This window comes from Klebsiella sp. BIGb0132 (assembly GCF_024810075.1).
Classification (GTDB): domain Bacteria; phylum Pseudomonadota; class Gammaproteobacteria; order Enterobacterales; family Enterobacteriaceae; genus Klebsiella; species Klebsiella terrigena.
The window spans coordinates 127,421-152,623 of record NZ_JANUDW010000011.1 but is presented as its reverse complement, the minus strand read 5'-3'; the positions used below and the strand labels follow the sequence as shown (position 1 = coordinate 152,623).

Genomic DNA, 25,203 nt, shown 5'->3' with positions numbered 1-25,203 from the left:
CCCTGAATGACCTGACGCCGGAGGAGTACCGGCTGATGGCTGAAAAAACGGAAATCTCAAAAAGTGTGTGGAACTAAAACGGGTATGCTTACAACATTATTGGCCAAAAAATAGAAAAGTTCAGGCTTTCAATGTGAATTTTCATTAAGTAGTGGCTAATTAGCTGAAGTGATTGTCCGCAGAAAGCTCATAGTTGCCGTTAAAATATCTCACATTCAGCATGAGCTGCGACAATCGCATCCCTGATTGAAGGCCTGAGCATTCAGGCCCATCAGCATTATTCAAATCAAACCCAAAGAAATTATTTTTAACTTATAACTCGTTCAAACGGTCCCTGACTCTTGTCGCACATGCTATGGGATCTGCCACAATATCCTTACCAAAGATCCTTATGCTGAAAATACCAATTTCTGCTAAGGACTTATCAATGTTACTGTCTTTATCAGTAGATTCCTTGGACGAATGATGTTCTTTAGAATCACAAAAAACTGCCAACTTTTGTTCAGGAAAATAAAAATCTGCATCTGTTATAGCATTCAAACGTTTACGTGAGCGAGAGTTTTCCCACAATTTATGCAAGCTAGGGATCGTGAGTCCATCTTTAGTAATTATCGTCTGAATTTCAGGTGTTAAACCTAGGGTATCCATTGCCTGAAGTAAAAAAAGTTCGATAGGTGAATCACAACCCCATATCTTCCTTGGTTTTATTTTGTTAAATTTCTTGAAGTATCTGTCCTTTCTATATCTTTTGTAATCAGCTTTTATTTGCGAATTATTGTCAATGGATTTAATGATTGGAGGTATGACATTATGGTAATTATATTTATCTGACAAGAGATACATGCTATTTACGAAACCAATCATATCTGATTCAATTCCAGAGTAGTCGACATGATTATAAACATATAATCCAAACGCTCCCTTGAATGGGTTAAATCCATAGTAAAACTTCGGCACGTTAGCATCCATCTCAAGATCCAATCTCTCAATCGAATCCGATTTAAGTGAAGTCAACTCACCTCTTTTACTTGCTGGGAAAAGTGATATGTTGTAAGGTTTGCAATGCATTACACCATCAATTTCTTTAAAGCCATAAGCATTAACTACTAAAAATACCATTTGAAAGGAATCATCTCTTTTTTTATAAAGCTCAAGGGACTCCTTTGATGGATTGATAGTAATTATCTCACCATATGTATCTAAGTGTTCTTTCTCAATCGGCTGTAATCCGAATAAATCCGCTATATCATAACTCAAAAAATCACCAGCCATACCCTCCAAGTCAACTTTTAAAGGAAGGTGAGGTAAATCTTTATAGAACGGAATACTGTAAAGCACCTCAGGTCTATTAGATATGTTTTCAATTTCGTCTTTATTCATTAAATAAAACCCCAACAAAACCAGTATTAAGTCAAAACAGCGACTAAACTAAAAATTTGAGATACTATATACCTATACAATGTGATCTGCTCCCCGTTATTCATACAGAATGCTGTTAGTAATGTCCGCAGATCTCTCATAGCTGACATGCGCTCCTTGCAACAGGCAGCATTGTGCCAGGAACGGACATCATTGACTGGCTATCCCTTTCTCTTAAATAATTGTAACAGTCCTTTTACTGTAACATCCAATTGACTCCCCTCGTTATACAAAGCAGGAACAACATAATTAGCCCTCTCTTCAGCTATTAACTTCTCGACTTTTTCTTGCGTAGTCTTATTATTCCATTTTTTATTGTCAAATACAGCCAAAGAAACTCCACCTTGATATCGAACCATTTTCATTGCTGGAATGTCTGTGTCTCCATCTCCAAAGTATATCATTTTTTGGAAAGGGATCTCGCGATCTTCAGGTTCAATGAATTTATTGATGGCTGCATTATCCCATGAGTTAGGAATGCCTTTATTTATTCTAAATAAAAATTGAGTCTTTGTAGTGTAATTGATTGCTTGTGCTGGCCATGTAACGGATTTACCATCAGGAGAATAATGATATTTACATGCATAGATATCACGGAATTTACAGCCTATGGATGTCCCTCTAATCATCGCATCTAAACCACTAGAAATTATGTAATGATATAATTCCAAACCGTGTTGTTGAGCATAATCATTTATTCGCTCAAACCAGCCTTCAACACCGGGGAATAACGGGATTGATTTTCCATGTTTTTTCAAGTTGGCTTCAGTTAACTCTTGGGAACCAAGCTCACTTGCTTTCTCAGCAAGAAGTCCAAGATAAGACAATATTTCATCGCCATCATCATTCTTGGCCCGGTGTTTAACGGACTGCCAAAAAGAAGCAACATCATCAATTCCTAAAGCGGGCATAAGTCCGTGTTGGGCACAATCACCTTCTGCTAGAGTTCCATCAAAATCATAAATTAACGCACATTTCATTGGTTATACCTTCTTAACGTAACGCAAAAATATAGAACATAGTATGCAATGGTTGGAGGCAACGCAGTGATGTAAAAGATCAAAACTATATTAATGCTGATTTAAAATCGGTCAATAGAGATTTTAGCAATATGTCAAAAATTCTGCTCCACCAACTGGCTATTTCCTTTTGATTAAAACAACCAGATGTTAGTGATGCCCTAACTAATTTGACAAATAACAGTGAACTTCCGCTCCTCGCTCATGGCAGACCTCATGACCCTTCAGTATGCTAACTTTGTCACAGCATGGAACATGATTAACATTGCATTATGCTAAACGATGTTTCATTACAAGTCCTTCCATGTGGTTTTATTTACGATCACATGCCAGCCTTCTTCCTGACTTACAATTTTTAATGAAGGTAAACCACCTTTCGACAGACCATCTATAAAATTAGTTAGATATATGTATTGCTCAGCAAAACGAATACTCATTTTCTCCCGCAAAGTAAGTGCACTTTGATTTGTTTTAGAACCAATATATTCTCTGACATGGCTATCACGCCAGTCAAAATCGTGCGGTCCCGAATCTTTGATATCCAAATCCACAAAGTCGAAAACATTCTCTCTTAGTGCAAAAGCAGTTTCTGTAACGATCGTTATATAATCGTTCTCAAACTCTTTCGCATCAGTGATAAGTTGGTAAACATCCCTGAATTCGATTATATTTTGAAAAACAAGAAGATTTGATTTTTGTTTTATTTTCAAGGATTTTAGTGTGGTTCTGATAGCTACAGCTTTAAGTTTTCTGAGCTCAGCCGTAATCCGTTCAGCTTCATTTAACTTCTCCTTAAATTTTACTGAATTACCCCCTATCGAGAATTCAGTGATTGAGGGTAACAGTGCGTATATAGAAGCCCCCAGACATCCGGCAACAACAATTGCCACAAATGCTGCGCCATCAATGAATCTGGAAATAAGTAATGCGACTCCCAGAACTAACACAGCTGAAAAATTAAACACATTAAGAAATTTCTTCATCTACGACATCCTTTTCAACTGATTTAAATTTGGAAAAATTGAAAAAATCCCCAACATATTGTACACACTGATTACCAGCAGGCCTATGTCACAAGGAATTTATGTCCGCTCCTCGCTCATTGTAGACCTTACTTGTTTTTAAACCTGGCCGCTCCTTGCCAGTAGCGGATATTGCCAAGTCTGCACTGCATTAATTAGAGGAGAGCAGGTCAAACCTTCCACGTTGAGGTACGATACATTCCGACGAATAAAACCTCCACACATTAAACCTCAGGGACAATAACAAAATGCAATGTGGCTTCACTTTTTATCGACTTGATATCCTTTTTCAAACTCGCCGGATTTTGTATAAAATGATCGGGATCGTACACAAAAAATATAATATCTTTGCAAGCAGAATATGCTTGATAACGATGGAGATCAGAAATAATTTGGTCCACTAACTTACCGTCTCTTAATTCCTTCCTTGTCTTTTTGACTTCTATCGCAATACTTTGATCACGTATCAAAAAATCCACTCTTGAATTTGATCCTAAATAATAGGGAATGGCACTCTCTTTAATTACATCTTCGAAGTTTAATGCCAGTATTGCACGCAGCAAATCCTGAACATCGTACTCATCGTTGATTACATAACCGGGGCGATTATCATATCTGTTGTTTAATGCCAATCGAAATGCATTAAACTTTCTCAGTGTTAACTTTAACTTTTCGACATCACTTAGTTCTCTTTCTTCAAGCGGAAGAGATAGCATATCAAAGTATGTGCCTACAATTTTATCTTCAAAGTCATTTTCATGTTTTGATTTGGTGCTAAAGTGAAGATAAAGAAAAGAAGAAAGCAAGAATACCTCAATTAGAGAGAAAATCATCACACCAAATTGAGATATACTAACTCGGTATGTAAAATCATAGCGATACATAGTAAAGTTGTTATGACTTGTATGTATGCTCTCCCCCATAGGTACAAGATGCCCATGGACATGCACGGAAGTCGCATTGTAACGCCCAGGGATGAATGCATAAAAGTCGCTAGGCTTTATTTTGGACTCACCGGAATTATATTTATTAAGTATATCAAAAGTGTTAGTATTGATGGACTGGTAATCTTTGTCCATCATCGCTTCTATAATGGTTGAGTTTGTGAGATCATATGGCTGAAAAAAGTCTGCTATGACAACATAGTAGCTAACTCCAATAGTGAGAATCGAAACTAAGATGCTCAGCTTACTAATGAGAATAACCTTTCTTAAGAGCAGGATTACTCTGGAATACTCCCTTACTTCATTGAATTTATAATCCATTTTTCCCTTCAACGTCAGCATGTCTTTTGACGATTTTTATCACAGCTATTTTGTCAGGTCACCTTAAATACTATGCAGTTGACCTACACCCCAGTGTTTCATACATTTCGATAAGAGTAAGCTTTTGAAACTTCTGCCCTTAGGTCGTTGCCGACTGTAAGGTTGAATCTTGTTTTAACAGAGAACACTGCCAGATCACGTCTGAGGCAATATATATAAAGGGCGAAGCGGGCTCTTTGCCGCCCGCCCTGCAGTCTGAGAATTTTCCTGGCATCAAGCACCAGGAAAATTCTCAGGGGGGATTATACCCCCTGAAACAAGCTTTACTCTGCCCACTTACCTATAAGATTAAAGCCACATTCTTTTGTGGCTTCTTTCCCTCTTCCCTCAGGCTTTATCCATCAAATAACGATGCGCTTTGGATGCCGCGCTGGCGGCCTTGAAAATATAGCGTTTGTCGTTCTTCATTGCTTTCAGCCAGGAAGCGATATAGCTTTCATGCTGAACCTCTCCGACAATCCCCAAGTCCGCCATCAGGAACGCGCTTCCCAGTTCGGCGATCAACTCCTCAAAAGCATAATCCTCACTGCCAAACTTCCCTTTCATTTCACGATTCAGCCGACTTTTGGCTCCACTCCAGTGAACCAGCTCATGCAGACCCGTAGCGTAGAAATTGGCAGCATCGCTAAAAAGACGACGTTCCGGTAAATGGATTTCGTCGGTTGATGGTGCGAAAAAGGCGTTCTGCCCCTTCTCAATGATGGTTGCACTACTGTTACGGAAAAGCGCTTCCGCCTGCGGTAACGGCTCAAAGGTCTCTGCCGGGAAAACGGCTTCATCACTCAGAGGCAAACCGTCAATTTGCTCAACATTAAACACGGTGAAAGTCTTAAGCATCGGAATATAGTCAGTTTCTCCTTCGTCATTTTCCCTTTCCAGCATGGTATAGAAAATGGCTGTTGTGCCGTGTTCTCCCTCACGTACCTGCCCGCCTACCGCTTTTGCCTGTTTGTAAGTCATCCAGCGCGAATCATTGAATCCCTGTTCTGACGCACTGCACCACAACAACATGATATTCATTCCACTGTAACCCATACCAGTTGCGTAATTGGACGGTAAACCAGACATACCGGGGGTACGCTGCCACGGACACGCCCAGGGTTTAACACCAGTTTCCAGTGCCGCAATGATGCTGTCAGTGACGGTCTGATAAATATCAGTTTTGGTTTTGGAAAATTTCGTTTTTGAGGAGCCTGACGGGTCCAGCGGGGATACGCTGGTTGCCGATGCGGTGTTAGGGGCGCTAGTCTGAGTATGCAGGGAAATAGTCATGGTTTTTCTCCGTCAGTGGTGTGATTTTCGTCTTCGTATCGCCTGACGGTTCGCTTTCCCGGCATCGTTCCGGCCTGCAAGGGCGCAGTATGCGTGCCATTTACCCTTGTGGGACGGGTTATGTTGGGGAACGATTAACCGGAAGCTGGTACGGGAACGGAAATTACACGGAGGGAAAAGATATGACCTACATAGCGGGCGTAGCGCCCCTTGGTTCGCAGCGGTGAAATGATTTTGGGTTTTGGGTTTTGGGTTTTGGGTTTTGGGTTTTGGGTTTTGGGTTTTGGGTTTTGGGTTTTGGGTTTTGATTTAACGCTATTAGTTCAGACCTGAACTGTCAGTCGGTTTTAAAGAGTAGCGGACTTCATAATCCTGCTTTTAATCAATACGCAACGGCTACAATCGGTATACTCGCTCTGGATATCCGATATTCGTATGCAGGGGACCGGACTGCTGCCGTACTACAAATCTCAATGAAAGAGAGGTATAGCGAGCGGCTGATTAAGGGTGGTAATATTTAAATACTCATTGCTTGAAACTAACCGTCAGCCAGTAATATTTTGCGCTGAATGACACACCTCACCCCTGAAACCTATAACCTACGGAATAATAATATTATTATTTTATTAAGCGCTCTTGCGGCGTTTTCCACTTCAGCAACCTTTCTATCGCCGTATCCTCTGACAGGAACTGGCGAGCCAGTTGTAGCCGTTTCATAACCTGCACCTTTTGCTCAACATCAAGCGTTGCCGTATCTGACTCTGCTTCGTGAAAAAACTGTTCCAGCCGTTTATCTTCAGCCCACTGAACCATAATAGATTTGAGCTCGGCACGGCTGGCACGGTAAGCTTCCTGTTCCCGACCTATCCGCTCCTTTTCAAGATATATGGCTAATTCCCGCTCACGCTGAACACACCGCTCCTCAGCTTTTATTCTGGCCTCTTCTAGCTGCTTTGAAATTAGCGGAACAGCCTCCTGCATCGCCGAAATCATCTTAGGGATCTGGCTAATTAACCCGCACTGTTTCGTCTGCCGGAACTGTACCAACCATTCTGCGGAAGAATAAGGCGAGTAAAGCTGCAATAGAAATCGCCCGGTAGGTAGAGTATGTTTTGATACGTGTATCAAAGACTCACTATTTTTCCCCCGAATCCACCGTCCCATCTGTTCGTCACGAATATAGCGGTTTTTGACTTTTTTCGCCGGAACATATTCCGTCATTTCAGCAAGATTAAACGCAAAGTACATATCACCGACACAAATAATACTTGGCGTATAAGGCCGCCATAAATTCTCCCAGCGATATCCTCCCGCTTTTAGATCCTCCTTAATATCAATATCCGTACGATTTAGCCTTTCTCCCGGAGCATCCAGCGTTACCCGATAACCCTTTTTCCCCAGAGCTTCAATGAACCGGCTCAGGAACTCAATTGCGTGCTCAAATCCCGTATCAGAAACGTTGAGATCCAGTAATTTCTTTTTCGCAGGTTTATAATAGCCATCTTCTGTAACCGAAGAGACTGGCAGATACGTTTTGAGATCATTTATCAATCCATAGCCATTACTCGTAACAGAAGCTTGCTTTGGGGCGACTGAATATGCTGATTTTGATACCGTAATGGCAGGAAATTGCATTGATGAATTGTCATTCTCGCGTACCTTTTCCGCCTTACCATTTCTCAGAGCGGGCAGGGCTGGAATTGCGGGTGCAGTCCCATGCGCAAGTGCCTTCCAGTAACCGGCAAGCGGCCTGGGTATCCGCATTTCGCTGCATCGTTTTGCCAGTAACTCAGTACTGATGTCATACAACACAGTTATACGTTCCGCGGGCTCGCTCCAGACCAAGTGGTACAGCGTTTCCCGATCCTGGGGCAAAGTCTGCGCGGCATCGTGTGGATTATTCTCTGACATTGCGTCTCCTCTCCTATAGGGTACATTATCAGAAATGTTTGCCTGTTGGTGATTGAAAGAAATCTGAGCGGCTTCCCATTGATTGGCGCGACTGAAACTGAGCGGGAAGAGATTGACGCCATTTTGCAAGATACGTGGTAAAGCGCTGACGATGGGTTCTTTCAATAAGCCGATTTCGAATCGGGAAAATCTTGACGTTATCAGAACTGATTGATCGGGAGAAGCGCCGTGGGGCTATATGAGAAGTGGTGTGAGTCCATTAAAGAAAATGATGAACGCAAGTATTACTGGACGTATGTCGAGAAGGACGGCGGCCGCGATGATATCCGCGAGGACCTTGCTGAGACAATTCGCTCGCACTACGACCGACTTGAACGCATCGCCGATGACGTAGGGCGACTAGGATACAAGGTTGCTGCCAAGATCCTCAGCGAGGCAATGCCTAATACCCCCAAGGGCCGCTCTGGCGACCTCGGCGAAATCCTTGCGACTGAACTAGTGGAGGAAGAAATCGGTCTGCGGGTACCCGTGCGCCGGCTCCGTTACAAGGACGGCCGTAACATGGCCATGCGCGGCGATGACTTCATCGGCGCGGGCTACCAAGACAATAAGCTCTGGCTGCTAAAAGGTGAAGCTAAAAGTAACCAGAAGCTTGGCAAAACCACGGTCACCGCCGCCCGCAAGGTTCTCGACCGCGACAATGGCCGCTGTACGCCTGACTCGCTGCTGTTCGTCGCCAATCGCCTGCTGGAGAGCAACGACGCTGGCGATAATGCACTGGGTCGCGACCTTCGCGACGAAGTGGGTCTTAAGTCTATGCGAGCCGATCGCATCGACCACATGCTCTTCACCGTGTCAGGTAATGGCCCTCACGCTTCCCTGAAAGAGAACCTTGAAGCCGCTGGAGTCAACAGGGACCACTACGTCGTGAACATTCACGTCGAAGACCATCAGGATTTCATTGCGGCAATGTACCGAGAGGCGGAAGATCTTGGAGACGACTGAAGAATTAAGCACCTTCCTGACGGCCGCTACAGTTGACGGTATTCTCGGGCGCCTCCTCTATCGCGGTGCAGCTTGGTCGTTGATGCGCGAGGATGGCGTATTGCCGCAAAACGCTCCGCCGCTTGGCGCAACCATCGAAACAGATCTTGCCGAGCACGGTTTTGCCCTGCTTCGAGGCGCAATGGCACTGCAGGCTCAGGCTGGTGCTTCAGAACTCACTGGCAAGGCCTTTGAGCGCGCAGCCAACGCCTTCGAAGCCCTGGTGCGCAATGGTAATCCAGAGTCGCCTGATCGCGGATTCCGCCGCACTATTGCTGCTGCAGCCTACCATCTAGCCGGCTTCTCGGCCGTCGCCTTTTCAATCTTCAACGAGACAGAGGAAGACCTTAACGTCTCACCCGGCGAAATAGCGATCCGACACCTGATACTGCGCGATCTCGACCAACTTCGCGGCTTCGTTCGCGACTGGTTGAATGATGGGGCTCACGGCGATGAGCAGATTGCGGCGGCGCTTCAGGGCGGAGACGCTGACGTCGACGAAGTGCTGTCGACAATTCTCAATACGACGATCTGCCGTGCTCTGGCATTTTTCGACTTCGCGCTTGAGACGGGCGAGGTCGAGCCGATCGAAGCCGCACGAGAGCTCCTTACCACCGCTGTCGGGCTTGCCGACAACGCTGAGAACGTCCCGCTGTGGTGGATCTCGAATCTCTGCCGTCACCTGATCGACGACTTGTGGCAACACTCGCTACACCAGAATTTGCCGACTGAGCCACCCGAGGGTGCGGAGGAAAAATATCCCGACCTGCGGCGGTTGTTTATATCTTCACTTTACGCCCGCAAGACCTCAGAGGTGGAGCTATGGCCATCGCAGCGCGAAGCCGCCCAGCGCTCCACAGACGTCACGGACGATCTGGTCGTCGCCCTGCCGACCAGCGCGGGCAAAACACGAGTGGCAGAGATTGCCGCGTTAATGACCCTATCCTCCGCACGCCGGGTGCTAATCGTCACACCGCTGCGCGCTCTTTCGGCCCAGACCGAACGATCTTTCAGGAAAACCTTCGCGCCACTAGGGTTTGGTGTCTCTTCTCTCTACGGCGCCAGCGGCCTTTCGGCCAGTGATGAAGACGCCCTCCGCACACGGGAGATCATCATTGCGACGCCCGAAAAACTCGACTTCGCTCTGAGAAGCGACCAGACGCTGATTGACGATGTCGGCCTGATCGTCCTCGACGAAGGCCACATGATCGGTCCTAGTGAGCGCGAAATCCGCTATGAGACGCTCGTGCAGCGCCTACTTCGGCGCACGGATGCGGCAGAGCGCCGAATAGTTTGCCTTTCCGCGATCCTGCCAAGCGGCGACGAACTCGACGACCTTACCGCATGGATTCGTTCCGACGAACCCGGGGAGCCTGTGCGTTCCGACTGGCGCCCAACGCGCCAGAGATTCGGCGTGCTTACCTGGCGAGGTAAGGACGCGTTGCTACGGCTCGATCTAGACGACGATGGCCCCTTCCTTGACAAATTCGTCGCGGAAAAACCAGCGCTCGGGAAGGAGAAGAAGCCCTATCCACGCAAGAACTCGCACCTCGCTCTGTTCGCGGCATGGGAGTTCGCGAGCCAGGGCAAGCGCACCTTGATCTTCTCTACCCAAGCAAACTGGGTCGAGAGCTACGGCAAACAAGTCGTGGACCTCTGCAAGCGCGGCTATCTGGACTCGTTGCTGGAAGACGAGGCTCCAATCGCCCGCGCCCTGGAAGTCGGAAAGGAATGGTTGGGCGAGAATCATCCAGCCGTGGCCAGCCTGAAGGTGGGCGTTGCCATTCATCACGGCCGACTGCCGAGCCCGTTCCTACGCGAACTGGAACTGCTCCTATCCGAAGGAGCGCTAAAGGTCATTGTCGCTTCGCCGACGCTCTCGCAGGGCCTCAATCTCAACGCTGCCGTGCTGCTTGTGCCCGCGCTATATCGCGCCTCCGAGAAGATCAAAGGCGAGGAGTTCGCGAACGTGGCCGGCCGCGCCGGACGTGCATTCGTCGATGTCGAGGGGCTGATCGTCCATGTCATGTTCGACAAAATCAAATGGCGAAAGAAAGAATGGAGGGAACTGGTCGCCTCTGCCAAGGCCAGGACGCTTAAAAGCGGCCTTATCCAGGTCGTTGCCGAAATCCTTGAGCGTCTATCGCGCGAGGGCGTCTTGGATAGAGATGACGCCTGGGAATATCTCGCCAACGCCCGCGAGGCTTGGAGGTCACTTGACGAAGAAGCAGGGGTGGCAGAGCGACTGGCCGCCGCAGTGGAATACGACGCTACCACCGACGATGAAGACGAGACGGACGACGAGGAGGAAACCATCGACGAGGAGCCCCTGTCTCAGCTCGTCGAACGCCTCGACGCCACCGTATTCGGTCTGATCGAAGCCCTAGATGCTGATCGCGCCGATCTACCTAAGCTTCTAGACGAGGCGCTCAGGGGGTCACTCTGGGCTCGCCAAATTGCTCGGGAGGACGAGGATGTCGCTTCCCTGCACCGGAAGGTATTCGAAGCACGCGCTGGTCTCATCTGGAAAGCCACCACCACCCCAACGCGACGCGGGCATTTCGCGATGGGAGTCGGGCTCGAAGCTGGCCTCCTCATCGACGCTATGGCGGACGAGCTGGCCGAACTCATCGACAGGGCAGACAGTGCAGCGTTGAGTGGCGACATCCACGAACTCGCCGATGCTCTCGGCGGACTCGGCGAACGCCTGCTGTTCATGCGGCCTTTCATCCCTGACAAGGCGAACGCGCTGCCGCCGAACTGGAAAGCTATCCTACGTAGTTGGGTGTCTGGGGAAGAAGTCTCCAAGATCGGACCGCAGAACATGCGGGCGGTCGAAGATGCCTTCACCTATCGGCTAGTTTGGGCGCTAGAAGCCGTCCGCACCCGGCGCATGTCCTTCGGCTGGTCGCCGGATACGGTGGCGGGCGGTGGTGCGGCTGCGGTCGAAACCGGTGTCCCCCAGTTCATGATGGCGATGCTGATCCGCGCAGGCCTGCCGTCACGGCGCGCGGCAATGGCGGCCATCGAAGATGCTGAGCCAGTCTTCGTCACGCCCGCAGAAATGCGGGCCTGGCTTGAATCCGACGAGATTACGGCCAAAACCGACGCAGGCGACTGGCCAACACCCGACACCTCCGCGTTATGGGCCCGCTTCCGAACCGAAGCTCTCAGCGGAGGCATCCAGAAATGGTCCGTCGAACGCTACAAGCGCCTACTCGATAACGAGTCCTCCCCGCCCGCTGGCCTCTATCGAATCGTCACCGACGAAGGGGACGCGCGGACTTGGCTGGTAACCCCCGACTACCAGCGGATCGCCGTCTTCAAGAAGCCAGCGGTTGATCCCAAGCCCAGCCTATTCTCGGGACGGTTGCCGGGCAAAACCCGGCTCGTGGATGCTCTACGCGTCGGCCGCGGAAAGTTGCGTTGGCCGGCTGCCGACGCCTAAAAGGGAACGGCCAAGATGCTATATGCCTGGATCGACGACCAGAAGCGCGCACCTGTCGCGAATGGAGAGCGAACACCTGCCACAACTGTGGCGACATGCTAACTGCCGTTATGCCTGTCGAGAATGCGCCCCACTGGCGGCATAAGGCGGACGGCTGTGATCCCTGGAGTGAGCCAGAAGAACCTTGGCACCTCGGTTGGAAAGAACACTTCGATATGTCCTTCCGCGAAGTCGCGTTGCGCGACTCAGCGACGGGAGAACCGCACCGAGCTGACATCCTGGTCCGCAGCCGGACCCCGCCCGTGACCTTGACCACCTTGCTCATGTCGCCCTTGGCTTTTGCAAGCGCCAACGTGTCCCGGTTCGCGCATTGGATGATGGTCTTGCATGCCGGCTGCTCATCAAATGGTTCGATACCCGAGATATCCCGCCTTCGATCACCTCCTGATTGGCCGAGCCAGATCAGGTCATGCCAGTCAGCACGCACGTGGTACGCAAAAACGAGGCGCTCGAACTGGGTACCACTGTAGTCCTCGAAATGAACCGGAGAAACCATTATCGTCGCCGTCCTCGCTCTTTTTTTTCGACTATTTGTCTTCAGTACGCCTCGCTACGCTCCAGTGAGTTTCCGCGATAGCCAATGAAAGCCACCAGATCTTGGTGGCGAATCTTGAATCGCCAAACGATCACGGAGTTCGATATGCAGAATAACCCGTTTGAGAAAATCGGTCACGACATTGCCGTCGAAACTCACCCAAAGCCTGTATCTCTTCCCCTTCCCGGTTCGAACGCCTATAGCGACCTTCCGCAATTCACGAAACATGGCGTTCTGTCATTTCGTCGCACTATCCACCGCCAAGAGCTGCGGCAGATAGTCCCCTTAGCCGAAGTAGAAGCGTGGATCGAGGAACGCAAACAATCCTCGCGCTCCGGCAGCAGATCAACAGGGCCAGACGTCACACTACGCAGGACTCGCCCCGTCAATGGGCTCATTGCAGTATCAGATATCAGCACCTAACTTCTGTTGCTGGGCCCAGACGTTCCGAACCGACGGCGATACTCTTCCGCCCCAAGTGCCATCACCTCAACGTCATGCTCGGTCACGTCGATAGCGTTCTTTACACTAAGCTCCCGCTTTAGGATTGCAAGCTCTGGAATAAACTTCGGCTCAGCCCCTCCATTAAATATCGCGGGAAGAAGCAAATACGCGCGTGACTGCCTATAAATATCAAGAAAGCGGCTCAGGTTGACATCGGTTTCTGCATGCATGGTTTGCATACGTGATGCCATCATGAAGGTCTTGCCTGACGTTTCGCCCTCATCATTAGAAAGCCTGGAAGTGATAAGAACACGGTAATGCGCCGGATGGTCAACGGAGACTCCACGCAGAATCGCCATGTAAATTTCGTCCTGCTTATCGACCGTTCCTAGACGTTCACGCCAACGTGCAAAGATCTTCCTGGCGGCATCCTCGTGCTTAAACATGAGCGCAACCGCTGGAGGATACGAGGGCCCCCAATGAGTAAAAGCAGTTCCGGTCCAACCGGCTTGACTCCAAAGATGAACATCTATAACAGAGCGAACACCAAGATCGCGATGGTCGCTTGTTGGGAACGGGGCACTTCGTTTTCCTACCGTCGAGCGACTTTCTTGATCCTCAAACGTGTCTAATAAACGGCGGGTGATTACGGGACGCGACGGCTCAAGAGTGAACTCCGATATCGCCATCTGCGTCCAATCGCTGAGCTTCGATAGCCCTTCCTTGAATACTCGTTGCCGACTATTGCCGACAACTACGACCATGCTGATGCGGTCAAGCACCGCCTCATTGCCGAAGAGATGTTCGAGCGTTTTCCGCATATCCTCCACGTAGCAAGTGGCAGCAAAAATCTCAGCTGCCAATCCGATCAGCATCTTCTGGACTTCGGCCTGTCGGGCAAATGTAGCGGGTAACAGTCCAGTCGGCCAGCGAACTATCGCCGTCATTTCATCAGTATTGATCGTAAAGTCCGGTGCCAGCACTTCAGAACTATCTTGAAGTGAGATAGTGAAGTTCTCTGTATGCGCTGCGGCGCCGCTTTCGATTGCGGTTGCAAAAAATGCTTCGACGGAACCTATTACTGCTTCTGCAGCAAGAATTAAGGCATCGGAGCTCGGGTGAAAAACAGCCACACGAATGCCTAGCACTCTTGAGACAAGACACTGCGAGTCTGCCTCGTTAAAGATGACAGGACCATGCAGGTTGCTAGATGCCGGTTGACTAGCAAGCAAAGTAAATAGCTCGGCCACACTCTCTGGCGTCTCTTCTTGCGGTATTGATCCCTCCCGACGAAGTTCGGCTTCATGGCCGAGCGCGTAAATCAGCGAGTTTCGACTCTGTTGCAGACCGAGTCCACCAAGAACGTCAGGCAATCGCACAATGTGTTGAAGTTCTTCCGCTGTGAAATTTAAAATTTGGCTCGCCAGAATAAGATCGAATTCCGTAAGTCGCTTCGCGACACGCTCTTGTGATGAGTCGTCGAGCGGAAGCGTCGCCGTACAACCTCGAACTAACCGAACGGCTTCGAGAGCGTCTGGAAGATGCCGAAGTTCGACAGCAACCCAAGCGAGGGTCATGACCATGGGTACGATCGAAGCCGGAAGGTCACTGTCCTCCTCGGCTTCGATGAACATTGAAGCCATTGCAAAAATGCATGTAGCACGCGCAGCCCAGAGCAATCCGGCACTACGATAAGCAAACGTGAGCAGTTGCAGCGCTTCGATCAGAGAGTCGGCATATTCTTTTTTAGTGAGTTGCCGTGCGGCTTTGCCCAGCAAACGAATCATTTCGAAGTTATCTTCGAAATCGAGTTGTTGCGCTCGCTTGAGAAGCACTAACGCACCCTGAGCCTCACCGGTACGCTCAGAAACAAACGCCGCCACCTCGTCAACCAGTTGGACATAACCACTGTCCTTACCGGCGACGATCCCGAACACCTCAATCATTTTAGTCAAACGCTCAGCAGAAAACTCACCGAGACCTCTCGCACACTTGACGACATCCGAGAACTGCGGCCATAGCGCACTCAGTTTTTGAGTGTCTTTCTTGAGTGTCGCCTGATTAACTTCTACGACGAGTAACGACGACTGGGCCTCCAATGCATTGTTTGGACGTTCTTTATTCTCAGCAATTAGCTTTAACCTCTCGGTCAATCTAGATACGCGCTCTTCAAGCTTAGCCTCGTCGACCGTCAAATGCTGATGAATGACCGAGTTAAATAGTAATTGTACTAAATTACAAAGAAACTCAAGGTTTATAGCGTGATCCGTGTCGATCACCAGATTCGCGAACTCGTCGTACCTTCCGTTCAAATACGCGATGTCATCGAACCACCAAAAGGCGGTCCAGATGGACTCGTAGTGCGCTTCCAACTTCTGGCGATGAGTTCCATCTTGTTCAGCGAGTCGAATTGCACGAGCAAGCCGACCATCCGTCTCGATTCGTGGGAGCTCTAGATTGCGCGACAACTTAGCGGCCACCAGAGCTTCCGTAACTCGTTGCATTTCCATCCCGGAAAATGCCTCCGGATTGCCGAGCGTTTTCTCGATGTCTTCAAGTTGCTGCGAGCGGGAGTAGTCCGAGGGCCCCAAACGCCTTGAGTCTGCAACCTCCTGCCCGACACCAAGGTAATTAAAGGCGAGGTCCTTACGATCGTTACTGACGACCTCATCAACAATCCAACTCCGGTCAAGAATAGTGATGGTCACCCCGTACTGTTGCGTAAGTTCATCCTCGACGCGGGCTCGATCCTTCGCACGAGCGAACTGCGCTGTTACACAATAGACTTTCTGATAGCCGCGCTGCGTCGCCACAATACCTGCGACGTCATTGCGAACTTTTTCCGCCCACTTTCTCTTGGCACTGAAAGCGAATGCCCAACGTTCCTGAGCGGCATTTGCGTCACCCACATACGTGAGAGTAGCAATCTCGTCGGCAATCGGAATAGTTTCTGAATCGGCTTTGCTGTCTCCTCCTCCCTCCGGACCGGTAGCAGGCTTTAAGTTTGGGCAGATCGTGCGTTCGCACAACTTGCGACAAAATATCTCGAAGTCATGGGTCTGGTTGCGCGATGTAATACTATCGAGGTAGTACTCAAGTGCCGGGGCATCGAGCTGGTATGCTGTGCGGTCGCTGGTGTCCGAGTAAAATTCAGGACGCAGTTCGCGCATGAATTTTGATGGCGACACCCCTTTTTCTTGTTCTCTTTCAGCCATTCATTGCCTCTTAAATACGAGTTCCGCCATCGTATAAATGCGAAGAAAATGTTCGAATGTCGCCATACACTTCTGCTCCAATCGTAGACCTCCACCGCCCCTAAACTAATGCTTCCAGCTCATTGTAAGCCGAGCGCGGCAAGCTTGTTCAAGGCTACCTTTCATTATTTATCCTCACTCCAGCCCGGTCCTGAACCAAACAAACTGAAATCTGTAGTTTCTTTTTTGAGGCAAGCCAATAGGAGCGCAAGTACCCCGCATAACCGGACCACTCAATTTTGGTATCACCATCGATTGTACTCACAAAACGAAGCAGTTCATATGCAGACACCGAAGAGCGGGTGACCTGCTCCCTCATTATTATTAGAGTGCGGACTGTAGCAATGTCCGGTAATGGCACTAAGCTGCCATTGTTAAATGCGCTAAAATTGCTTGTCATTATGGCCGGAGCTGCCATTGTTCCCAAATCTAATGACTGGATAACTCATATCTTGGGGTATTAATCAATGGAGAGCAGATCAAGTTAAAAACATTTATCTGCGGTTTGTACCGGTATGCTTTTATGACATTCCAGCATACCGGTCCATAGCCAGACCGATGAACTCGCCTGTAGAACAAGCTGAATGTAACCTGCCCAGAGTCATGCTTTTCAGGTCTGATAGTTTTGAGCACTGTTAAAGTCATTGCCCTAACTCAACCACTTCCTTAACTTACTCCAAATGGATAGAGGCTCAGTTCTCATCCCAGAAGACTCCTCAGTTGGCTCCTGTTTAAAATCTTCAGAAATTTCGGTCGCATTAGTCTGGGCGTAATAACGCTTCTTAGCCGCTTTATCTCGACGCATCTCCGCATCGATTTTGGCTTTATCCCAAGGAGCTGCTTCCAGTACGCGGTTACACTTAATTACATAGTGCGATCGACAGGGTAAATTCCAATTTCCTACGGATGGCCAAAGCGAAATGGTCTCACCATCGAAGGTTAACTTCCAGTCAGTTGGGGTTAGAGGGGTTACTACTTCATGTCCGCAACCACAACAGCAACTGTGGATAACCGTGCCATACTCCATGGAAACGTACAGAGTGCCGGCTTCAAGTTCTCGTGGAATCCCTTTAACGAAACACGGGGTCAATTGGTAATGGCGTATCATAGTAAGTCACCATTCAGTAACATATTCCCGTCAGTCGTATATGAACAGTGATGTTCATTTTCAAGATCACGATAAAACCCGAGTAGTTTCTTCCATTTGATGACGGCAAGTGCCGCATTCAACATGTTTAACTCGGCGACTTGAATATTTGAAGCGTAAACGTTTTCTGCGCCACTCTCCTTGAAAGACACACGGGTGCGAATATGTTCACGCTTCTCTGGAGTGCTGGTCGTCACCCTCAGGATGCCACCAAGCGATCCGTCCACCAACTCGAGCCCCATTCCCACGTCTATGAATGACACACCCATATATTCCAGCTTCTGCATCGCTAAACGTTTTGGCTCGCCTGCGTCCATGCAAAGGAAGGCAAAGGTGATTCCATCCAAGAGATTAAGATTATCCAGGCTTATCTGTACTGCATGCGTAACGATATGACGGTGCATCTGACCGTAAATTCCCGCCAGGTAATCTACTTTCTTCGGCACTTCCCTGAGAGTGTTAATGGACGGGGCGCCAGGTGCGCGAAAAGCGTTGTGCTGAAGAAAATCATCACCATCGATGAGACGTATCTCCCTAACCGGCGTTTTGGCTATCTGGTCCAGTATGTAGGAACCTGTACCACCGACTCCAATGATGGCAATGTGCTGACCTTCAAGTCGTGCAGTTAATGCCCCGATCCCGACCCGGTCAGATGCGGTTTCAAGATAGTTAAATACGCCCCCTTCCTCCTCATCAGGGGTTTTAAAAACACGTGGACTAACGCCAGGTTTGAGGGTGGCGGCGTGGCCAGAAATGATCGTCGCATAGGTGGACATCTTCTGATGGTAGTCACTGTAACCTTCAGGCCCTGGCTTACTGGAGAATAAGTGCTGAGCAGACAGTCCATGCCCAAGATTTACCTCTTCACTCTGATGAAAAATAGCCTGAATGCGCCCCCCCTGGGAAGTGCATGGAAATTCTCCATCAAAGTGAATTGTGTGTGGTTCTGGTTTTTGAGTAACGTCGCCAGACATGCAAAGGCTCGATATAAGTGTGCCGGTTTTAACTTCCCGTTGCGCGTTAACATACGGCACGTCACGCATGACCAGGAAACCACCTACAATGTTTACGTGGTAACCTTCTTCGCGCAAGCGCTTCAGATCGCTATTAAGATTGAATGGTGCGGCCGACATTGATTACGCTCCCATTTTTCACTTCGATAAAGGCACCTGCAGCTAACTCACCACTGTGTGGTTTTGAGCTCGCTCCACGATATGTAATTGAATATACGATCTCAGCAGTTGGAGCTTCACCTGGATATGCGATAGCCACAAATTGCTCGAAAGTTTGATGACTATCGCTGACCTGAACTTCACGTCCATTAACGACGATATCAATCTTTGGTTTACGCTTTGGCGCCGTTACAAAGTGTTCAATTCCCGGAGTCGTAAGATCCACCGCCTCATTCGGTTCAATCTGGCGATCATCACCGCCACGGACAACCATAAATACGGCATCGCCGTCGCCTGGTTTTGCCAGTTCATAAAGTGCTGCCCCTGAAATTGCAGGTTTACCCCATGATACTTGACTGTCGTTTACAGTAAGTTTGAAATCACGATCGGTCTGGAAGGCCACGAAACGTTCAGCGCCATGACCGCGTAAATCGAAAGGTTCATCAAGGCGAAGATCTTCAAAGTCTCCCGTCTGAAGAATGGCGAAGAGGCTATAGTCATCATGTGCACGCAGACCCGCAGCAATCAGAATTTGTCGACCCAGTGGAACTGGGTCATTGACTACAATTGCGTGAAAATCCAGGTTTTCCTGCGCAAACAGGATGCGGTAGGCATTTGCCGGACGCAGTTCGCGGCCTTCGCGAATAGCTTCTCCGACATCGTCGATATTGTTAATATTTTGGCTGTTCATGTTTTGCATATCCTTGAGTTTGGCCAGACGATGTCTGGCTCTAATACTCAATCGATGCAGCTATACCAAAGCGGTAAATTATTTTAGAATTTTTTTTGGAGCGCGCCTGGAGGGGTCAATCCGCAGACGAAAAATGCCGGGCAGGAGGGACAGACCCGGGATGATGATTCGGCGGGAAATACACCCCGACTTATAGAGTCTAAGGCAACATGAAGCTTTTCCTGCCGGTTATGTAGCATCTTAGTGCTCAGATCAATCGGCGTTACAGTCTTATCAGAAAGATGAACTAACTCCACTATCGCGTCAGGAAAGGCTCTCCGTGCTGCCAGTATAAAAGCGGCTGCGCCAAGGTCCGATTCTTCTTTATCTCTTTTATGTCCGGTTCTAACCCGGCGAAACGTACGTCGCCCATTTGAGTAAATCAACACATCGTCAGGTTCTACGGTGATAGGGATATCCCCGAACTTCATCGTGAGTACACTGGGTGTTTCAGGAGCGTGACCTTCGCGAATTGAATTAAAATATCTAACCATGTCAAGTGCCAGAGACTTAAACTCAAGGGCATATCCGTGCTCAGCCAGACCTTCAACTTTGAGGGCTTGCTCAACGCTGCCTTCTATATTCGTAATTATTGTAGACTCTGCCTCGATCATATCCTTGAACACTTTTCGGACAGCATCGTGCATTTTTGAGAATGAGGTTGGTGATCGTCGCCCCCCGATTTGAAGGACGTGAGTATAGAAAAATCGTCGAGGACAAGATTCATAGAGGGAGACCTGATCGCCACTAAGTTTGAATTCTCCATCCGCAACCCAGTCTATAGGTAAAGATTCGGGAGGCTCAATGACCGGATGATGAGGCTCTATGTTTCTTTGAATCAGATTGGGCTCAATACGATCCAGATACTCGGATTTCTTTCGGGTACTACCTGCAGCGTTTCGTAGTGCAGCATAGAGGAATAACTGGTCCCTGGCTCTCGACAATGCAACATAGAATAAGCATTCTCTTTCCGCCTTGTGCTCCATACTAAACTGCTCCCTGGCATTCGCCTTACTACCGACTATCATCCCATCGGGTGGTGGGCAGGCTTGCTTTTGCGTATAACCAGGAAGGGTATCTGCATTCATCCCCGGGACATGGACTACAGGAAATTCAAGCCCTTTTGAGCCATGTATAGTCATGAGGCGAACCGCGTCAATGTTTTGTGCCGCTACCGGGAGTTGCCTGAGCTCACGATCGTCCCCTAGTCGGACTAAACGGCGAATGCGATCTAATGTGCGAGTGATAAATAATCCTTCGCCAGTTGCAGGCTGGACTCGCAAGAAATTAAGTAACTGCCAGGTTGCAATACATTGGGAGCGGTCACTGCAACCTGAAGAAGTTGCCAGGCGAGCTACAATACGAGTCCTGTCTAAAAGTACAGTGGCCAGCACAGTCCAGGGTGAAGTGTCGCCGTTAAAACCGTCCAGTGTTTTAATCAGCCGCTTTAAGGCAGTACGGCCATTTGCAGAGATTTGGAACTGATCTACTTTATCTTTCCACCCCCCCCTGTCATCTTCTTCACGCAGGCATGCAAGAATATTTCCGACATCTTCCAGCGACATCGTAAATTCTGGCAGGCAAGCCATCCTCACCAGGCCCATTGCGCGGCGATCCACTAAAAGGGAAAGCAGTGACAGCCAATCCTTTATCTCCGGACGCTCGAAAACACTGCCCAAGAAAAGAACAGGGATTCCTAAACGCTCGAGTTGTTGCCCAATTTCTGAGAGTTTTTCGTTGCCTGTACAGAGAACGGCCTGATCACGATATGGGTAACCGGCACCTCGCATTTCCTGTATAGCGTCCGCAAGAGCTGGTGACTGTTGAACGCCTTGTCCCACAAAGCGAAGTTCGGGTTTGCAGGCATTACTGCCCCGATTGGGGCGTAGCCCGCTATAAGCATCCCCTACAGCCATACCCATCGCAAATCTCGAAAATGTTGAAACTATTTCAGGCACCGATCGGTAGTTCATTTTTAACCGATATCGCACCCCGCCTGGAAAATCTTCATTTCCAAAGCGCGTCATGTTAAATGAAGAGGCACCTCTAAAACGATAGATTGACTGCTTAGCATCCCCAACTGCCCACAAATTTTCACCATTACCACATAGAGCTTTCAACAGTCGCACGCTGCTGTGGTTGACGTCCTGGTATTCGTCCACCAAAACGTGTTCATAGGTAGACTGGATATGGGAGCGAATAGCATCATTTTCTTCAAGTAGCTTTACAGGTAATGAAACCAAATCCCCAAAGTCTATACATTCAGACTGTTGCTTAAGATTCTCATAAGCTGCGTATACCTTGGCGACTTCAATCGCTTTCTCTGCATCGGTAATAGCATCACTCTCAACAGCGCTAACGCGCATGGCCTGCGCCAGTCTCAGGTAAGTGCTTGCATCGACTACCTCGTCTTTAGCACGTGAAATGCCGGCGAGAAAGTCCGCAATAATCCGGCTTGGATCATAAAGATTGCGGTAATGAACAAGTCCTAATTTTGGGAACTCATGCTCCAGCAATTCAACTGCTTCTGTACGATCCAACATCCGGGGGGATTGTGGCACATTCAACTTATCGTGAAACCGGCGAACCAAATCGAGGCCGAATGAGTGGAAGGTACCGATCCACATTGCAGCTGCAGCACTGCTATCGACACGGGCAATTCTTTCAGCCATTTCTCCTGCCGCTTTATTTGAAAAAGTCAGCAAGAGAATTTTCCGGGGATCAACCCCTTCATTAAGCAGTCCTTTTACACGGCCTACCAATGTCTGTGTTTTTCCTGTGCCTGGTCCGGCTTCAAGCAAAAAGGCAACACCACGATGGGCTGCGGCTTTAGCCTGCTCATCGTTTAAAGGAAATTCAATTGCTGACTCTGGATTTTCAGGCAAAGTCGGGGGCAACAGTAGCGCATCAAAAAGTTGTTGAGCAACGACGTCAAATGGCGCTCCAAGCTTTTCGGCAATACTTGAAGCACTTTGGCCCTCCAGATAAAGCGTTCTAACAAAATGTCTAGGTAGCAAAAACTCGCGCGCAAAAAGATCCATCTGGACCTCTCTTCGCTGTCTGCGACTGTAATCTACGACTCGCTCAACTCCCAGTGGGGAGCTCTCCGACGTCCTTGTGGGATCTATCGTATAACTCTGTTCATCCTCTTCGACATCATCTCCAAGTTCAGCGTGACCAATTTCATGAGCGACGAGGAATGCTTGTTCAAAAAGAGTTGCGCATTTTTCGTGGAGAATAAACATCTCCTCTGGAATAAAACGAGCGCGCGCGCCTCTCAGGTTAGGCGATCCTTTTCTTGTGCTCTCTACATCAAGGCCTCGTCTGGTGGCTTCAGCAACAGCAAACTCATAGGGAGTCCATGGATTTTGTCCTGAATCAACGGCCTGATCATGTAGAGCAGCAGCGGCCTTACGAGCCAGTTCCACTGCTTGCACGTTATCTATCCTCTTCCATTAAGTTTCTGATTTCTTCCTCAGACAACCCGGCATCCCGAAGCAGTCGTTCGAAAGTAATCTTCTCTGCTTCACCCGGTTTAGATTCGGACTTATAACTCCCTGCAACCTCCATGTGCGGCTGCTCGAGTGAGGTAAATAACTGTTGTACGCTGATCTGAAGTTGTTCAGCAAACCTGACCAGAAAACCCCAGGGAACAGATTTGGCGACTACGTTTCGCTCTTTGAATGCCATGACGACCTGTCGAGGTATCTCTAGCGATTTAGAGAGAGCCCGCATTTCTTGTGCTGAGAGTCTAGCGAAGGGGTCCACCGCTGTTATGCCCGGTGAATTTTGGATGCGAGTGGTAGCAGAATTGATTAAGCGGCGCTGGGACTCAGAGAGTGGCGCTTCATCTTCGATTGATATTCTGGCTATCTCTCGAGATAAATCTATGAGGTCATTGGCATATTCCGGGAAGGCTGCAAGGTACTTTTGCAGAGTCGCTTTTCCCACATCATGCTCTATGGAAAATGACTCCAGTACCTCTTCTAGGGATGCCTGAGGTGAAAGTCCGGTCATCATATTCCCCCTTGAAGCAGTAAACGAAGACGTGCAAACGCCTTATTTTTATGATTATGGATGGTCTTTTCAGACTTGTTTAGAGCTTTGGAAATCGTTATCTCTTGTGGGTCGATGGAGTCTATTGGAAAATCTAATCGGAGCATTTCAATGATTCGCTTCTGTAGTTCAGGTAAAGTCTCAATCGCCGCATCAAGCTCACGACGGTAATGAAAATCATTGAGATCTGTTTCTTCAAAAGGATTAAAACCTTCAGAAGCAGTTTCAACCTCTATAGTTACGTCCTCTGAATCATCGTACTCCAGCTCAGTATTCCTATTTTCCGACCGATAAGACTTCTCCTGAGCATCTTTTTTTAAATTTGAAAAGGCCAAATCAAAACGGATTTCAAAAATGTCCAACCGTTCTTCATACCCTGCTTTATCAAGCATAAGCATCTCAACGATACGGTCAAAAACACTCTCCTGAATGTCACTGTTCAGCATTGATACAGAATTTCCACCATGATTAACGGCTCGAGGAAGCTTCCTGAAAATGCGTTCTGAGAGGATCCTGAAGAGGGGATCAAAAAGAGTTTGGTTAGTCAATGCGCTGCGCCGGACGAAGTAAAGAAGACATTCACTGGGCACATATTGCGAATGTGTCTTGCTCTGCTTACACAACTGAATCAGATTTTCATCCGTGAGGGTGGCTAATTCTGCCAGCCTAACTTCGGTCTCAGGTAAGCGTGTGTAGAGTGTTCCACCCTCAGTTTGTTTTTGAAGAGGAATGATCAATGCAACCTCCATCATAATGCTTGTGTGTCGGAAAAGTACTTTCTGCTCTAGAAAAGAGTGCGCAAGGTTAAAGAAGCACAATGATTAATTTGCCGGCGTTATTTATCAATTCATATCCAGCAATCTGCTCATGTTGACCGGTCTAGTAAGGTCCACATCTGTAAACCACTTCAGTTTCACTTCTCAGCTTCTGAGAGGGTTGAGTTAACGAATCGCATCAGCCACATGCTATGAAGCCTACATGGTGTTGGTTCTGCTGAATGTACCCGATCCAATGGGCTTTTGTGCATTATTAATTTGGTGACAGGTTTCACAGCGTTGACCTGCTCCCCATAAATTAACATATCTCAATGTTATCAATGTCTGCTTTTGGCACTCAGCCGACAGTTAAACCTCTTTGCACACAGTTCCACATAGGATAAACGCCTTCGACGTTACCTCTAACTACGCTTCATTTTCAGAGAGTAAAATAGTAATGTTCACCCATGCTGCGGAACGCTCATACCAGATTTATGGAATCCGCAACTATTGGTGGTCATTCTGGTGGTCTTGACAGTAAGGGAATTCAGGTTTAGCTTACATATTAGCCAGTTACTGGCAAAGGCGAT

The 25,203-nt window shown here is 48.3% G+C and carries 16 protein-coding genes and 1 pseudogene; 4 read left to right on the top strand and 13 right to left on the bottom strand.

From position 1 onward, the window contains the following. Positions 1 to 77, top strand: a pseudogene (locus tag M2416_RS23305) (integrase); the annotation flags it as partial. Positions 78 to 312: 235 nt separating this feature from the next. Here the strand turns inward: M2416_RS23305 and M2416_RS23300 are convergent. The 6 genes from M2416_RS23300 to M2416_RS23275 all read right to left on the bottom strand — a co-directional run bounded on the left by M2416_RS23300 (position 313) and on the right by M2416_RS23275 (position 7,968). After that, a complete protein-coding gene (locus M2416_RS23300; RefSeq protein ID WP_259227099.1) occupies positions 313 to 1,380 on the bottom strand; it encodes a very short patch repair endonuclease in 1,068 nt (355 codons plus the stop codon). A gap of 200 nt (positions 1,381 to 1,580) precedes the next feature. Continuing rightward, positions 1,581 to 2,399 (bottom strand): HAD family hydrolase, encoded by an 819-nt coding sequence (locus tag M2416_RS23295; RefSeq protein WP_019082174.1) that lies wholly within the window; start codon positions 2,397 to 2,399, stop codon positions 1,581 to 1,583. 329 nt (positions 2,400 to 2,728) lie between these two features. Continuing rightward, a complete protein-coding gene (locus tag M2416_RS23290) occupies positions 2,729 to 3,421 on the bottom strand; it encodes an ABC-2 transporter permease (RefSeq protein ID WP_259227093.1) in 693 nt (230 codons plus the stop codon). A 263-nt stretch (positions 3,422 to 3,684) separates the two neighbouring features. Beyond that, positions 3,685 to 4,725, bottom strand: coding sequence for a PD-(D/E)XK nuclease domain-containing protein (locus M2416_RS23285; RefSeq protein WP_259227091.1), 1,041 nt, complete (start codon positions 4,723 to 4,725; stop codon positions 3,685 to 3,687). 387 nt (positions 4,726 to 5,112) lie between these two features. Further along, on the bottom strand, positions 5,113 to 6,057 hold the full coding sequence (locus M2416_RS23280; protein WP_259227089.1) for an ArdC family protein: 945 nt from the start codon (positions 6,055 to 6,057) through the stop codon (positions 5,113 to 5,115). 618 nt (positions 6,058 to 6,675) lie between these two features. Continuing rightward, entirely contained in the window at positions 6,676 to 7,968 is a 1,293-nt protein-coding gene (locus M2416_RS23275; RefSeq protein ID WP_049264817.1) for a hypothetical protein, read from the bottom strand. A gap of 228 nt (positions 7,969 to 8,196) precedes the next feature. On the opposite strand from M2416_RS23275, the gene M2416_RS23270 reads away from it, so the two are divergent. From M2416_RS23270 to M2416_RS23260, 3 genes are all read left to right on the top strand, one after another. Further along, entirely contained in the window at positions 8,197 to 8,973 is a 777-nt protein-coding gene (locus M2416_RS23270; RefSeq protein ID WP_049264815.1) for a HamA C-terminal domain-containing protein, read from the top strand. Next, positions 8,960 to 12,460, top strand: coding sequence for a DEAD/DEAH box helicase (locus M2416_RS23265; protein ID WP_049264813.1), 3,501 nt, complete (start codon positions 8,960 to 8,962; stop codon positions 12,458 to 12,460). The genes M2416_RS23270 and M2416_RS23265 overlap by 14 nt, the downstream gene beginning before the upstream one ends. Positions 12,461 to 13,160: 700 nt before the next feature. Continuing rightward, positions 13,161 to 13,478, top strand: coding sequence for a hypothetical protein (locus M2416_RS23260; RefSeq protein WP_259227082.1), 318 nt, complete (start codon positions 13,161 to 13,163; stop codon positions 13,476 to 13,478). Here M2416_RS23260 and M2416_RS23255 read toward each other — a convergent pair. From M2416_RS23255 to M2416_RS23225, 7 genes are all read right to left on the bottom strand, one after another. Then, entirely contained in the window at positions 13,475 to 16,714 is a 3,240-nt protein-coding gene (locus tag M2416_RS23255; protein WP_259227081.1) for a tetratricopeptide repeat protein, read from the bottom strand. The two genes, M2416_RS23260 and M2416_RS23255, sit on opposite strands and share 4 nt — an antisense overlap. 688 nt (positions 16,715 to 17,402) lie before the next feature. Further along, the gene (locus tag M2416_RS23250) at positions 17,403 to 17,780 is read right to left on the bottom strand and encodes a ubiquitination-like system serine protease family protein (protein ID WP_310504041.1); all 378 of its coding nucleotides are present in this window, start codon (positions 17,778 to 17,780) and stop codon (positions 17,403 to 17,405) included. Between the two features lie 77 nt (positions 17,781 to 17,857). Continuing rightward, positions 17,858 to 19,033: a ThiF family adenylyltransferase gene (locus tag M2416_RS23245; protein ID WP_049264800.1), complete on the bottom strand. Its 1,176-nt coding sequence runs from the start codon at positions 19,031 to 19,033 to the stop codon at positions 17,858 to 17,860. Continuing rightward, positions 19,008 to 19,763, bottom strand: a complete 756-nt coding sequence (locus M2416_RS23240; protein ID WP_259227075.1) for a multiubiquitin domain-containing protein — start codon at positions 19,761 to 19,763, stop codon at positions 19,008 to 19,010. Before M2416_RS23240 ends, M2416_RS23245 begins: the two co-directional genes overlap by 26 nt. An 83-nt stretch (positions 19,764 to 19,846) precedes the next feature. Next, a complete protein-coding gene (locus tag M2416_RS23235; protein ID WP_259227073.1) occupies positions 19,847 to 23,239 on the bottom strand; it encodes a UvrD-helicase domain-containing protein in 3,393 nt (1,130 codons plus the stop codon). Position 23,240: 1 nt separating this feature from the next. Next, positions 23,241 to 23,822, bottom strand: coding sequence for a hypothetical protein (locus tag M2416_RS23230; RefSeq protein ID WP_259227072.1), 582 nt, complete (start codon positions 23,820 to 23,822; stop codon positions 23,241 to 23,243). After that, positions 23,819 to 24,610, bottom strand: coding sequence for an RNA polymerase sigma factor (locus M2416_RS23225; RefSeq protein WP_259227071.1), 792 nt, complete (start codon positions 24,608 to 24,610; stop codon positions 23,819 to 23,821). The genes M2416_RS23230 and M2416_RS23225 overlap by 4 nt, the downstream gene beginning before the upstream one ends. Positions 24,611 to 25,203 lie beyond the last annotated feature (593 nt).

Bases quoted from the DNA above. Each gene is read 5' to 3' on its own strand.
- M2416_RS23300 (WP_259227099.1), bottom strand. From the start codon at position 1,380: ATGAATAAAGACGAAATTGAAAACATATCTAATAGACCTGAGGTGCTT.
- M2416_RS23295 (WP_019082174.1), bottom strand. From the start codon at position 2,399: ATGAAATGTGCGTTAATTTATGATTTTGATGGAACTCTAGCAGAAGGT.
- M2416_RS23290 (WP_259227093.1), bottom strand. From the start codon at position 3,421: ATGAAGAAATTTCTTAATGTGTTTAATTTTTCAGCTGTGTTAGTTCTG.
- M2416_RS23285 (WP_259227091.1), bottom strand. From the start codon at position 4,725: ATGGATTATAAATTCAATGAAGTAAGGGAGTATTCCAGAGTAATCCTG.
- M2416_RS23280 (WP_259227089.1), bottom strand. From the start codon at position 6,057: ATGACTATTTCCCTGCATACTCAGACTAGCGCCCCTAACACCGCATCG.
- M2416_RS23275 (WP_049264817.1), bottom strand. From the start codon at position 7,968: ATGTCAGAGAATAATCCACACGATGCCGCGCAGACTTTGCCCCAGGAT.
- M2416_RS23260 (WP_259227082.1), top strand. From the start codon at position 13,161: ATGCAGAATAACCCGTTTGAGAAAATCGGTCACGACATTGCCGTCGAA.
- M2416_RS23255 (WP_259227081.1), bottom strand. From the start codon at position 16,714: ATGGCTGAAAGAGAACAAGAAAAAGGGGTGTCGCCATCAAAATTCATG.
- M2416_RS23250 (WP_310504041.1), bottom strand. From the start codon at position 17,780: ATGGAGTATGGCACGGTTATCCACAGTTGCTGTTGTGGTTGCGGACAT.
- M2416_RS23245 (WP_049264800.1), bottom strand. From the start codon at position 19,033: ATGTCGGCCGCACCATTCAATCTTAATAGCGATCTGAAGCGCTTGCGC.
- M2416_RS23240 (WP_259227075.1), bottom strand. From the start codon at position 19,763: ATGAACAGCCAAAATATTAACAATATCGACGATGTCGGAGAAGCTATT.
- M2416_RS23230 (WP_259227072.1), bottom strand. From the start codon at position 23,822: ATGATGACCGGACTTTCACCTCAGGCATCCCTAGAAGAGGTACTGGAG.
- M2416_RS23225 (WP_259227071.1), bottom strand. From the start codon at position 24,610: ATGATGGAGGTTGCATTGATCATTCCTCTTCAAAAACAAACTGAGGGT.